The sequence below is a fragment of the Larkinella terrae genome, from assembly GCF_009668025.1.
Lineage (GTDB): Bacteria > Bacteroidota > Bacteroidia > Cytophagales > Spirosomataceae > Larkinella > Larkinella terrae.
Map to the genome: position 1 here is coordinate 879,606 of NZ_WJXZ01000014.1, position 12,639 is coordinate 892,244.

The 12,639-nt window shown below is 52.1% G+C and carries 14 protein-coding genes; 7 read left to right on the forward strand and 7 right to left on the reverse strand.

Annotated features, from left to right (window positions below):
- Positions 1 to 34: 34 nt before the first annotated feature.
- On the reverse strand, positions 35 to 376 hold the full coding sequence (locus GJJ30_RS32610) for a DUF4287 domain-containing protein (protein ID WP_310588383.1): 342 nt from the start codon (positions 374 to 376) through the stop codon (positions 35 to 37).
- Complete coding sequence (locus GJJ30_RS25330; RefSeq protein WP_154177961.1) at positions 366 to 1,910, reverse strand: PKD domain-containing protein; 1,545 nt, start codon at positions 1,908 to 1,910, stop codon at positions 366 to 368. Before GJJ30_RS25330 ends, GJJ30_RS32610 begins: the two co-directional genes overlap by 11 nt.
- A gap of 300 nt (positions 1,911 to 2,210) precedes the next feature.
- On the opposite strand from GJJ30_RS25330, the gene GJJ30_RS25335 reads away from it, so the two are divergent.
- From GJJ30_RS25335 to GJJ30_RS25355, 5 genes are all read left to right on the forward strand, one after another.
- A complete protein-coding gene (locus GJJ30_RS25335) occupies positions 2,211 to 3,227 on the forward strand; it encodes a helix-turn-helix transcriptional regulator (RefSeq protein WP_154177962.1) in 1,017 nt (338 codons plus the stop codon).
- A 51-nt stretch (positions 3,228 to 3,278) separates the two neighbouring features.
- Positions 3,279 to 4,559 carry an aminotransferase class V-fold PLP-dependent enzyme gene (locus GJJ30_RS25340; protein WP_154177963.1) on the forward strand — a complete coding sequence of 427 codons (1,281 nt, stop codon included), beginning with the start codon at positions 3,279 to 3,281 and terminating at the stop codon, positions 4,557 to 4,559.
- 38 nt (positions 4,560 to 4,597) lie between these two features.
- A complete protein-coding gene (locus tag GJJ30_RS25345; protein WP_154178738.1) occupies positions 4,598 to 5,623 on the forward strand; it encodes an alpha-hydroxy acid oxidase in 1,026 nt (341 codons plus the stop codon).
- Positions 5,624 to 5,698: 75 nt separating this feature from the next.
- Entirely contained in the window at positions 5,699 to 6,805 is a 1,107-nt protein-coding gene (locus GJJ30_RS25350) for a lactonase family protein (RefSeq protein WP_154177964.1), read from the forward strand.
- Positions 6,806 to 6,926: 121 nt separating this feature from the next.
- Complete coding sequence (locus GJJ30_RS25355) at positions 6,927 to 7,862, forward strand: alpha/beta hydrolase family protein (RefSeq protein WP_154177965.1); 936 nt, start codon at positions 6,927 to 6,929, stop codon at positions 7,860 to 7,862.
- Positions 7,863 to 7,981: 119 nt separating this feature from the next.
- Here the strand turns inward: GJJ30_RS25355 and GJJ30_RS25360 are convergent, their stop codons facing one another.
- Together GJJ30_RS25360 and GJJ30_RS25365 are read right to left on the reverse strand one after the other, a co-directional pair.
- Complete coding sequence (locus GJJ30_RS25360) at positions 7,982 to 8,368, reverse strand: helix-turn-helix domain-containing protein (RefSeq protein ID WP_154177966.1); 387 nt, start codon at positions 8,366 to 8,368, stop codon at positions 7,982 to 7,984.
- Between the two features lie 11 nt (positions 8,369 to 8,379).
- Entirely contained in the window at positions 8,380 to 8,673 is a 294-nt protein-coding gene (locus tag GJJ30_RS25365; RefSeq protein ID WP_154177967.1) for a type II toxin-antitoxin system HigB family toxin, read from the reverse strand.
- Positions 8,674 to 9,054: 381 nt separating this feature from the next.
- On the opposite strand from GJJ30_RS25365, the gene GJJ30_RS25370 reads away from it, so the two are divergent.
- Both GJJ30_RS25370 and GJJ30_RS25375 read left to right on the forward strand, forming a co-directional pair.
- Positions 9,055 to 9,198, forward strand: coding sequence for a class I lanthipeptide (locus GJJ30_RS25370; RefSeq protein WP_154177968.1), 144 nt, complete (start codon positions 9,055 to 9,057; stop codon positions 9,196 to 9,198).
- A gap of 93 nt (positions 9,199 to 9,291) precedes the next feature.
- Positions 9,292 to 10,203 carry an EamA family transporter gene (locus GJJ30_RS25375; RefSeq protein ID WP_154177969.1) on the forward strand — a complete coding sequence of 304 codons (912 nt, stop codon included), beginning with the start codon at positions 9,292 to 9,294 and terminating at the stop codon, positions 10,201 to 10,203.
- A gap of 307 nt (positions 10,204 to 10,510) precedes the next feature.
- Here the strand turns inward: GJJ30_RS25375 and ygiD are convergent, their stop codons facing one another.
- The 3 genes from ygiD to GJJ30_RS25390 form a co-directional block, all read right to left on the reverse strand.
- The gene (gene ygiD, locus GJJ30_RS25380) at positions 10,511 to 11,344 is read right to left on the reverse strand and encodes a 4,5-DOPA-extradiol-dioxygenase (protein ID WP_205880615.1); all 834 of its coding nucleotides are present in this window, start codon (positions 11,342 to 11,344) and stop codon (positions 10,511 to 10,513) included.
- Between the two features lie 62 nt (positions 11,345 to 11,406).
- Positions 11,407 to 11,910 (reverse strand): NAD(P)-binding domain-containing protein, encoded by a 504-nt coding sequence (locus GJJ30_RS25385; RefSeq protein WP_154177971.1) that lies wholly within the window; start codon positions 11,908 to 11,910, stop codon positions 11,407 to 11,409.
- 111 nt (positions 11,911 to 12,021) lie between these two features.
- Positions 12,022 to 12,603: a Crp/Fnr family transcriptional regulator gene (locus tag GJJ30_RS25390; RefSeq protein WP_154177972.1), complete on the reverse strand. Its 582-nt coding sequence runs from the start codon at positions 12,601 to 12,603 to the stop codon at positions 12,022 to 12,024.
- Positions 12,604 to 12,639: the final 36 nt, after the last annotated feature.

Sequence of the window (12,639 nt, forward strand, 5' to 3'; positions counted from 1 at the left end):
AATGATTCAGCTTAATGGGCAGACAATTAGGTGGTTACAGCAAGCCATCGTCCTTGAAAACCTTGTAAATCGCCATTGCGTGGCCGTGACCGAGATCAAAATCTTCCTTGAGCCAGGCCACGATTGCACCGGCTTTTACCCCCGGTTTGAGTAATCCTTTCGCCGTGGCGAGTTGTTTGAAATCGTCCGGTTTTTTGCCCGTTTTCTTCTCGATATTGTCAATATAAGCCTGAAACGACATCTTCTTCGGGAATTTGAGTCCAACAGAATAGGTAAAAATAGAAAAATTGGGGCGAATTTCCACGAAAAAACCACCGACAACTCCGGTTCGCGGAGTTGTCGGTGGCGACGGAAGCGGGAAGGATTTAATTTTCACGTTCGACAGTAGCCTGTGCATTGCCGTCGAAGGTGTTGGCGGTGGCGGCATCGGGGTTGATGGTAGAGCCGTAGCCCACCCAGATTCCGTATCCTCCGCTGCCGCTGATGCGCGTATTCCGGATGGACAGGGTGGCATTGTGGCCGTAAAGCGCCACATTTGCCCGTTTGCCCGAGATGATCACTTTGCTGCCGGCGTTGCTGATTTCGGCGTTTTCGATGCTGTTCCGGTCACTCACCGAATGGCTCAGAATGCCCTGCCAGTAGGCCGTTGCGTTGGCAGCTCCGGTAAGAGTAATCTTCTGATTCGCAGTGCCTTTTGCCAGTAAATACGCTTCTTCGTTGACGATAATGGAGGCATCGCGGGACATTTCGATGGTGACACCCGGATTGAGTTTCCAGCCCGTACGGACTGCCACGGTATTCAAAAACCGGTAAGGCGTTTTATCCGCAAAACCGCCCCAGACGATCTCGGCATTTTGCGTGGCCGTGTTGCCGATGTAATCCCCGTTGATCTCGACGACATTCCGGCCGTTGCTGCCCGTAAAAACGGAAGCCGCATCCAGTTTTGCCACGTTTTCGGTCGAAAGCAGGATGCCCGCTTCGGCATTGTTGCGGAAGGTATTCGTTGAGAAAGCCCGCAAAATGGCCGTTTCCTGGACGAACAAACCGTAGCCGTCGTTCTGGGCGAACAGCGTGTTTTTCAGCGCCATCTGGCTTTCCTTGAACATCGCCATGCCCATTTTTTTGTTATTCAGCATCGGACGGCTGCCCGCATGAAGGATTTCGACTTCTTCCAGCGCATTGATGTTGCTTTCCGAATACAGCATAATCCCCGTCCAGTAGCCTTTGGTTTGGCCAACACCGATGAAACGAATCTTTTTATCGGCGGTTCCTTTGGCGATCAGGCTGCCGCCTTCGTCGTTAATGTCGAACCGGACATCCCGCTCAAACGCAATCACCACGCCCGGCTGAATCGTCAGTTCGTGCTTAACGGCAATGCTTTTCGGTACGATGTAGTCGGGCAGATTTGGATTAAGAATGCGGTCTTCCAGGACGGTTTTCACCGTAATATCGCGGTCGATGGTCAGCGGTTGGGCCGTTGAAGCCAGCACCAGCACGTTGTCGAAGCTCGTGGCTGCGCCGTTGGAAACCGTCAGTCGCAGTTCATATTCTCCCACTTCGTCGGGTGTAAACGTGGGTCGGGCGGTTTCGGGCAAAGCCAGCGTCACAACGCTTTTGGCCGGTTTTCGGAGAATGGTCCATTGGTAGGTGAGCGGTTTTCCCGGCCCGTCTTTCGAGGCCGTGCCGTCCAGCGTAACGAGTTGCCCGACCTGAACAGGTTGGTCCGGCCCGGCATTGGCCAGCAGGGGTTCGGTGGGTTCGGGCAACGGTTTTTTACAACCGGTGATCAGCAGCGTGGCCGCCAGAAAATAGATCATCCGTTTTCCTGGAAAAGCGTTTCCCGAAAACCGCATCAGGTGATGCATAAACAAGGTAGTGAGCCAATTCGATGCTTGTTTGAAAGAATTCATCAGCGTGGTTGTTTACAGATTGTTCTTTGTTGTTTTTTTGCAAAGGTCGGCCCGAATAGCCGGTATCGGCCTACGCAAACCGGATTAGCACCTACCCGAAACGGATTTTTGGCGAATGGGCGGTTTTCCAGTTCAGGCAGGCGGTTTACCAATTGACGCCCCTGTTCTTCCAATTGAGCCGGTTTATCATTCTCCCAATCGGAACGAGCGTCTATTTTTGTTTCACAAAGCCGGACTTCTTCGGCAAAAAAGGTTGGTCTCTGAAAAACCAATCGCTTTCCCAAAAACAAGACGCAGGTTATGGCGACAATGGTGTTAAATGCGACGGATTTGTTTGATTTTGAAGTAATTAATAGTCCGAACAAACCGCGTCCTTTCCCGCTGGCGGGGGCATCCATAAAGAGCACCGATGCCTTGTACCACCCCAAAGCCGGATCGATTCAGCTGAAGCACGCCGGTTTTACGCACATGCAGCTGATCGACATGCGGTGGGACATTGCCAGCGACATCGAATTGCACGATACCGTGCCTTCCAACAGCATTTCCATCAATTTCATGCTCCAAGGAACCGTCGATTCCCGGTTTCGGGGGCTGAGCCACGACCTGAACATGCGCGCCGGAACGCACAACCTGATTCATACACCCGAGTCGGGGCACACCAACCAGATGACGGGCAGGCAATCGATGGCGTCGTTGCTGATTGGGCTGGACCGAGACTTTTTTGCGGCTTCCATCGGACAGGATGATGCGTGGAGTGAGCAGATTCTGACGGAGTTACACCACGACCGTCCGTTTTCCGGGGTGAAGGGTGTGCAGACCATCACGCCCCAGATGCAGCACCTGATCGACGATATTCGGAACCCGAAAGCCACAGGGCCGATGCGCAATCTGCTGATTCAGTCGCGGGTGCTGGAACTGGTGGCGCTAGAAATCGAGCAATTCCAAAAACCGGTGGCCGGTTCCGAAACCGTTCCTCCGCACGAAGCCGAAAAACTGCATCAGTTGAAGGCTTATCTGGAAGCTACTTTTCTGGAAGAACACACGCTGGCGCAACTGAGCCGGTATTGCCTGCTGAATGAATTCAAGGTAAAAAAAGGCTTCAAGGAACTCTTCGATACCACGGTTTTTAATTACCTCCGAAAACTGCGGATGGAATACGCCGGTAAACTGCTCCGCAACTGTTCGTACACCGTCGACGAGGTGGCCGCGACGCTGGGCTACGAGCATTCCCAGCATTTTTCGATTGCCTACAAAAAATACACGGGTCTGACACCCAGCCATTATCAGCAGGGCAAGAAAAGTGTCGTGATGGCGTAGGAATTTAATCCGTATCTCCAGTAAATTAGGGACTTTACCAGAGATACGACCATGAACCGCAGGGAAATACTAAAAGGATTGACGGTTTTGCCCCTGACCGGAGCCGCTCCGCAGGCGGTTTTGGCGACTGCCGCCAGTGCGCCAGCCAAACACCGGGATGTTTTTCAGGAATTAGGCATTCGCACGTTTATCAATGCCGCCGGAACGCTGACCTACATGTCGGGCTGCATCATGCGTGAGGAAGTGGTCGAGATCATCGACCGGACTGCCGGGCATTTTGCCATGATCGACGAGGTGCAGGACAAGGTGGGCGAACGCATAGCGCAACTGGTTCATTCCGAAGCGGCTATGGTGACGTCCGGCGCTTTTTCGGCCATGACGCTGGGGCTGGCGGGCGTGCTGACGGGGCTGGACGTCCGGAAGGTGGAGCAACTGCCGCACCTGGAAGGCACCGGCATGAAATCGGAAGTGATCTGCCAGAAAACTCACAACGAACGCTACAACCACGCTTTTCTGAACACCGGCTGCCGGGTTGTGGAGGTGGAAACGATTGACGATGTTGAAAAAGCCATCAACGAAAAAACCGCCCTGCTGCATTTCCTGAACATTGTTGCCAATCAGGGCCAGATCAAACACGAAGAATGGGTGGCGCTGGGTAAAAAACACAACATCCCGACTTCCATTGATATTGCCGCCGACGTGCCGCCGGTTTCCAACCTCTGGAAATTCAACGAAATGGGCTTCGATCTGGTGTTTATTTCGGGCGGAAAAGCCATTCGCGGCCCGCAGAGCGCCGGTATTCTGATGGGTAAAAAAGACCTGATTGCGGCCGCGCGATTGAATTCACCACCCCGGGGCTTTACCGTGGCGCGGGGGCACAAAGTGAACAAGGAAGAAATTCTCGGCATGTACGTCGCGCTGGAAAAATACCTGGCGAATGACCACGACAAGGAATGGAAAGAGTGGGAAAACCGCATTGCCCACATCCAGAACGCGGTGAGCGGTTTAAAGGGAATTACTACCAAAATTACGATTCCCGAACTGGGCAATGTGACGCCGGTTTTGACTATTAAGTGGGACGAAACCTTGGTGAAACTGACCGGCCGGGAACTGCGTGACCGCTTGCGGAATGGCCAGCCGTCGATCGAAGCCGGTTTTGCCGGTTTGCCGCTGTACCATTACCAGGCCGGTTCGGATTCGGTCGATCCGGCGGTGGCCGAAACGCTGAAAGGCGAAAACCTGGTGCGGATAACGGCCTGGATGCTGCAACCGGGCGAAGAAAAAATCGTGGCCCGGCGGGTTCGGGAAGAGCTTCTGACGGCTTCGGTATAAAAATGATCAATCATTCTGAAGATTTTATTACGGGCTCAATGGATTTATCCGAATGCCTGAACCTCGCCGATTTTGAAGAGCGGGCGGTTGAGCGAATGTCAAAAATGGCGTACGAATACGTGGCAAGTGGCGCGGCTGATGAACTGACCATCCGGTGGAACCGGCAGGCATTCGACGCGATCAAGCTCAATCCGACGGTTCTCAACGGCATTGGCCAACCCGATACCCGCCTGTCGCTTTTCGGCCAGGAATTGTCCCACCCCATTCTGATTGCGCCCACGGCTTATCATAAACTGATGCACCCCGAGGGCGAACTGGCGACGGCACGGGGCGCCGGGGCGGCAGCGGCCGTTTACGTAGTGAGTTCGTTTACAACTACTCCGCTTGCCGAAATTACCCGCGAAGCTACCCAACCGCTCTGGTTTCAACTGTACGTCCGGGATGATCGGGAGTTGACCAAAAGCCTGATTCAGGAAGCGGAAGACCGGGGCTTTCGCGCCCTGTGCATCACCGTCGATACGGCCGTTCCGGGTGTGCGAAACCGGCAGGAAAAAGGCGGTTTCCGGCTGCCCGACGACGTGATTACCCACCACATGCCCGGCCCGCTGGACGAGAAAAAACCGCTTACCTGGAAAGACATCGAGTGGATCAATTCGTTTGCGAGAACACCGGTTTTGCTGAAAGGAATTTTGAATGCCAGCGATGCCGAAAAGGCCATCCAGTCCGGCGCATCCGGCATTATCGTCTCCAACCACGGCGGGCGGAATCTGGATACGGTTCCGGCCACAATTGACGCCCTGCCGCGCGTAGCCGATCAGGTGAACCAGCGCGTACCGGTTTTGATGGATGGCGGCATCCGGCGCGGAACGGATGTCCTGAAAGCGATTGCGCTGGGTGCCAGTGCCGTTCTGGTCGGAAAACCGGTTTGCTTCGGGCTGGCGTGCGCTGGCGCCGAGGGCGTGACGAAGGTTGTCGAAATCCTGCGAACCGAACTGGAAATTGCGATGATTTTAACGGGAAGAGCCACCATTTCCGGTATCGATCACTCCGTTATCTGGAAATAGGGGCGAATGACCGAAACAACGGATAAAATGGCCCCGACGACGGTATAGACTAGCCAAAAACCGCTTTAGAAACGTATGAAGAAAATCGTCTTTTTCGGCCTTTTTTGTCTGATCAGTCTCGTGACGTTCGGGCAGGCTGCCGATTATTATCTGTACGTCGGTACTTATACCCGCAAAACCAGCGAAGGAATTTACGTCTTTCGGTTCAACACCAAAACGGGGGATTTCGCGCCCGTGGGCGTTGCCAAAGGGTCAAATCCGTCCTTTCTGTCGATTTCGGCCGATCGGCGGTTTTTGTACTCGGTCGGCGGCAGCACCGGCGATACAGCCCGGGCGTTCGCCATCGATAAAGCGTCTCACCAGCTCACGTTGCTCAATGCGCAGCCGACCGGCGGAAAAGGCGGTACGCATCTGGAAGTGGACAAAACCGGTAAATGGGTGATTGTGGGCAACTACACCAGCGGAAACCTGAGCGTTTTGCCCGTTGCGGCCGATGGGTCGCTGGGGAAATTGAAGGAGGTGATTCAGCACGAAGGGAAGAGCATCGACCCGGAGCGGCAGACGAAACCGTATGTCCATTCCATCAATATTGCGCCCAACAACAAAGACGTTTTCGTTCCCGATCTGGGCACCGACAAGATCATGACGTATTCGCTGAATGCGCAAACCGGGCAGCTGACGCCGGGAAATCCGCCGTTCACCACCGAAACGCCCGGTGCTGGTCCCCGGCATTTTACGTACCACCCCAACGGCAAATTCGCGTACGTCATTCACGAAATGGGAGGAACCATCACCGGCTTTACCTATAAAAACGGCGCCCTGATGCCTTTTCAAACCATCAGCACCCTGCCAGACGATTACGCTGGTCGGAAATGGTGCGCCGATATTCACATCTCACCCGACGGGAAGTTCCTGTACGGTTCCAACCGTGCCCACGAAAGCCTGGCGATTTACAGCATCAACCCTAAAACCGGGCAATTGACGCTGGTAGGCTATCAGAATGTGCTGGGGAAAACACCCCGGAATTTCGCCATCGATCCGACGGGAACTTTCGTGCTGGTTGCCAATCAGGATACCGACAACATCACCATTTTCAAACGGGACGCAACAACGGGAAAACTGACGCCGACAGGCAAAGAAATTACGGTTTCAATGCCGGTTTGTCTGAAGTTTATTCCTTGAAAATTAGTTTGTTAAGTCTGGATTTCACCGCTGTCAGGGTCTTTGACCGCTGACAGGGTGTCGACGGCCCTGTCAGCGGTCGGAGACCCTGACAGCGGCAATCGCCCAAGCCCCGTAAATCATGCAAAAACCGCTCTTTTGGCTCCTGCTGCTTCTGGTAAAAACCGCCTGCGCCCAGCGCCCGGATTTCCTGCAAAAAGACAGCATCCGGTCGTCGCTGGATAATTATACACAGGTTTTTTATTACGACAAATCCACCGCTTCGACTCCGCAGCCGCTGGTGGTGGAGCTGCATTCGTGGAGCAATTCGGCTGATTCGCAGAAAGACATGCTGGCGACGGAGGCTAATGCGAAAAAATGGAATTACATTTTTCCGAATTTCAGGGGCGTCAACAACCACCCGAAAGCGTGCTGCAGTGAATTTGTGATTGCGGATATCGACGAAGCCATCGACTGGGCACTGAAAAATCTGCCGGTGGATCCCCAACGCATTTACGTCATTGGCACCAGCGGGGGCGGTTATGCGACGCTGGCAATGTACATGAAATCCCGACACGCAATTCAGACGTTTTCGGCCTGGGCGTCCATTTCCGACCTGGCGGCCTGGTACGGCGAGTCGGTGGAACGGAAGAATAAGTACGCAGCCGAAATCGTTCAGTGCACCGGAGCAACCAGCGGTTTTGATGCGCAGAAAGCCCGGGAACGTTCACCGCTGTTCTGGAAAACGCCCGTTAAAAAGCGCAAAAACAGCCAGTTACAAATCTACGCGGGCATCCACGACGGGTATACGGGCTCAGTTCCGATTTCGCATTCCATTCATTTTTACAACAAAGTCCTGGCCGACACGGGCGAGAAGGATAAAAACCGCTACGTATCGGAAAATGACGCGGATGTAATGCTCAAAACGCAAACGTTTCCTGCTGCCAGGACGCCCCAGACTATCGCGGATCGCGCGATTTTGTACCAAAAATCCTCAAAAAATAACCGCCTGACTATTTTTGAAGGCACGCACGAGATTTTGAAAACCGCTGCGCTGGAACAGATACCCGTTCGCTGACGGTAGATAAACAGGAGGAACCGTACAACTTCGAATCTTCAAACAGGTTGGTATTAATGAGTGGAATAATTATCAGGAAAATGGCTTCAGTTCGTTTGATAGGATGGCTTTCTTATTACTTAGGCGTGTTGAAGAATGAAAGCCGGATCAATACCAAATTTAGTGTATAACCGCTTTGCTACTTCAAGGTTAATACGGCGTTTGCCCCGTATGATTTCCGACAAACGAGTTTCCGGAATTTCCAACAATTGGGCCATCTCGCGTTGTTTAAGCCGCTTTTCATACATTTTAAACTCAATCATTTCCACTAAAGATTGGGGCATCTTAATGGGCATCAGCGGAATGGCATCTTCGTAGTTTTCCGCTAGTTGAGATAATTGAGCTAATTCATCGGCTTCTTCTGAGGTCAGGCCTGAGAAACCCTTACCGGCTGTCGCTTTCTGCAAAAAAACTTCGATTCGGGCCATTAACTCCCGGTATTCCTTTTCGTTTTCAGGTGCATTCATAAGGCTGAGTTTTAGATCGTTAAACAGTCAATTTTGTCGTATTCGGAATGAGTGCCGACAAAACGAATAAACAAGGTTCGTTTATCGAAAAAGATCATCGCAACAATGCGGTAGCGGTTGCCACGTATATTAAACACAAACCGATCATTTCCAACATAGTCCACCGAATTGAAAGTCTGTTTTATATCCATAAAACTACGCCAGTCGGCTTCTTTTGTTAGGCTATACCATTCGTTCAGGGCTGAAATTGAATCTGTTTGCTGCTGGCCAAATTCGTTCAGGATTGTCTTGCTGATAATGACCATTTCTTTCTTAGGTGGATAGTATAAAAGTACAGCAAATAAATTACAAAATGAAGTATAAAATTACATAATGTGTAATTTTATCGCCTAATTAACGAAAGCTGGATACGCGATTTATCGAAGGGTTAACGGCTGATTCACTTTTTCGTCAAGCTCTATAACCAAAGAATCTTCTGAAAAAAGCCCGCCGAAAGCCGTTTTATCCAACGGTTTATAGGCGGTTTGCCCTCCTGCCAGCGGCTGATTTCGGCCACTCGGCGACTATTTTTTTTCCCCTTGCCCACAACCGCCCACTTTTGCATCGGCTTAAACAAAACGCCAGCGGGGACGCCGAAAACCGGTCAGAGTAGGCAGAGTAGTCAACCAGTTTAAACACAAAATCCAATGAAAAATCAAATCTCAAAAATCACCCTGAAAACGGATAAAATCATCGCATTATCGAAAAATCAGGCTCAGAACGTAGCTGGTGGCATGAAGCCGACGGCGCTGGGCTGTTCCACGAAGGGATATTGCCCGGCCGGAATCTAATCAAAGTACAAAAATGAAAACCGCTGAAAATCCCCGGTTGAGTAGGCGGTTTTCCCAAAACCGCCACCACCAGGCGGGTGTAAATTCAAAATCATGACAACAAATCAGAAGGCATACCTGGCGCTGGGCGTCGTCTGTCTCGTTTGGGGAACAACCTATCTGGGCATGCGCATTGGCGTGCAGACGTTTCCGCCCCTATTATTCTCCGGGATTCGGCATACGGTTGCGGGATTGTCGCTTTTTATCTTCCTGCTGACGACCCGGAAATTGGCAAAAATCAGCTGGCGGGACTTTTCCCGGCAAGCCATTCCGGGCGTATTGATGATCGGTCTCGGCAACGGGCTGGTGGGCTGGAGTGAGCGGTATATTCCCAGCGGACTGGCCGCGCTGATCGTTTCGATCATGCCGGTTTACGTGGTTGCCATCAATTATTTTTCCGGAATCGACACCCGACTGCTGAACAGAAACCGGTTGGTGGGATTGCTGCTGGGCTGCCTCGGCATCGGACTTATTTTCCGCGATAATGTTCAGGATCTGGCCAATCCCGATTATTTTAAGGGGGTTCTGGTGTCGTTTGGAGCGTGTTTGTCGTGGGCTTCGGGGAGCATTTACGTAAAGCAAAAACCGACCGCTACCAACGCGCTGATCAACTCGGCAATCCAGTTGACCAGCGGAGGGCTGGTGCTGTTACTCGGCGGTTTTCTGTTTGACAATCTCCAGGAAATCGATACGGTTTCTGCCCAAAGTATTTATGCGCTGATTTACCTGATTCTTTTCGGCTCGCTACTGGCCTACATGTGTTTTCTGTACGCGCTGAAACGATTGCACGTGGAACTGGTCTCGATTTACGCCTACATCAATCCGTTCATTGCGCTGATTTTGGGCTCCCTCGTCCTCGGCGAATCCATCACCTGGATCACCGGACTGGCGCTCCTGACAACCCTGTCGGGCGTCTGGTACCTGAGCAAAAGCTATTCGGCAACCCCCAGAATGGCGGTTAAATGAAAGGATAAATGAATCATAAATGTAAACTATTGAACGCCAAATGTAAAAGTAACGGTTTTGCACTCCGACTTCACTTTACATTTGGCGTTCAACAGTTTACATTTGAAATTACTTCTGCCTAATCCTATTCGTTCAATGCCTGTATGCAGGACAGAACCACTTCCTGTGCAGCCGTTTGCTGTGCCATTTTCTCACGGTTTAGTTGCTGGTAACTGACTAACCAGCTCAGCCGTCGATTGCTGATGAAAAACCGGCCGGGGAGAACTACCGACCGATTTACCGCCGGATCGTCAATTTTGAGGTTTGATCAACCGATTTTGACCGAAGTCATCGTGAGCGAACCCGCAACGGCGCGGTCGTTAAAGAACGAAACCGGGTCCTTGCTGCCTTTCAAACCCAGACTATACAGCAGGGGCAGGTAATGTTCAGGGGTCGGAATGGCCAGCAACGCTTCTTTGCCGAGCGTTGTATAATTGATCATCGGCTGAAAGTCGCCCGCGCTGATGAGGTTTTTGAAGGTGTCGTTGAGGGAGTTCGCCCATTCGTAACCGTAGTTCGGTACGTCCATTTTATCCCAGGCCACCATCCGCAGGTTGTGAACCATGTTTCCGCTGCCGATGATCAAAACGCCTTTTCGCCGGAGCGCGTACAGTTCTTTGGCCAGATCAAAATGGTATTGCGGCCCCTTGGTGTAGTCGATGCTCAGCTGCAAAACCGGAATTTTCGCGTCCGGATACATGTGCCGCACGATCGTCCAGGTGCCGTGATCCAGGCCCCAGTCGTGATCCAGTTCGACCTGCGCGGAGTGGAGCAGCGAAACCGTTTCTTTGGCTAAAACCGGGTTGCCGGGTGCCGGATACTGCACATCGAACAGCGCCTGCGGAAAACCGCCGAAGTCGTGGATGGTTTTCGGAAAATTCATGGCGGTAATTTTGGTGCCCCGGGTAAACCAGTGGGCCGAAACCACCAGAACCGCCGACGGTGTCGGTATCTCCTTTGCCATCGTTTTCCAGCGACGGCTAAACTCATTATCCTGAATGCCGTTCATCGGCGAGCCGTGGCCGACGAACAAAACCGGCATCAGTGTGCCCTGTTCTTCCAGACCATCGGTAAATTTCCTGAATTCGGGTAAGCTATTCATACTCAGTATTCCTGTTAAAATTGTCTTGACAAATTGATTTCGTTTCATGCCAGTAACTTTTACTACGCCAGCGGTTTGCTCAGCGACCGAATCGGGTTGAAACCGGCGGTTTGGAAGAGGGAAAAAACCGTATTCAAGGCCGCCGGGTGGACTCCGGCGATCAACACATCCGCCGGGTTTTCATCGCTGAAGGAGTTGATCACATTAACGACTTTCGAGTTTGGTAACTCGTTCTGCCAGTCATCCCCGGTGGTTTGATTTAAAAAATCGGAAAAGCGAATGACGATTTTTCCGGTTGCCACGTCCCGGATGCGGTCGGCCAGCTCGTTGACGGGCTGATCCGATTCGCCCACCAGAATCATGTCGGCTTCCCAGGTCGCGTTTACCGGACAATCGATTACCTCCATATCGGCGGTTGGCGTATTGCGGAGGATTCGGTTAAAAAGCGCCTGAGCTTTAGCGGGTTCGCGGTCAAACAACAACAGCCGAAAAGGCCCGCTGGCCAGTTGGGTGACCAGTTCTTTTTCCGGACTTCCGATTCCGAGTAAAACAATTGTCGGTTTCATGGTGAACGTTACGATTGTTGAGTGGTTAATTACACCACAAAAGTACGCGCACCGGCCGGGCGAAAACGATGGCTTAAGACAAGAAAAACCGTTGTACCAGATCAATGAAATTTACTCTTCGGACGGTTTTCGGCCGCGAATTCGGCTCAGGAAAGCGGGCGTGATGCCCAGGTAGGAAGCAATCATGTGCTGCGGAACCCGCTGAGCAATATCGGGATACCGCTGGACAAACTCCCGGTATTTTTCTTCCGCCGACTGGCTCAGCGAATTGACCAGACGGCGGTGCGTAGCGACGTAATTATTCTGCAAAATAAGCCGCAGGTACCGTTCCATTTTGGTCACTACCTGCACCATCCGTTCGTTCGACGCCTGATCGAGCAGCAGCAGTTCCGCATCTTCCAGGGCTTCAATGTTGTACCGCGATGGCTCGCCGGTCAGGTAGCTGTACAGATCCGACGCCCACCAGCCTTCCGGCGCAAACTGCACGATGTGTTCCACGCCTTTTTCATCGACGGTATAAACGCGTAGCAGTCCTTTGTCGACAAACGCGATGTATTTGTCGACGTCGCCCTCCTGCAACAAAAATTGTTTCCGGCGCAGTTTTTTGGGAATAAAGAGGGTTTTCAGAAATGCAAACTCGTCGTCAGTCAGCTCGACCAGGTGGGAAATATGACGGAAAAGACGGTCGTACATGGTGCAATGCCGGGAATGATCCGCATCAAAAGTATT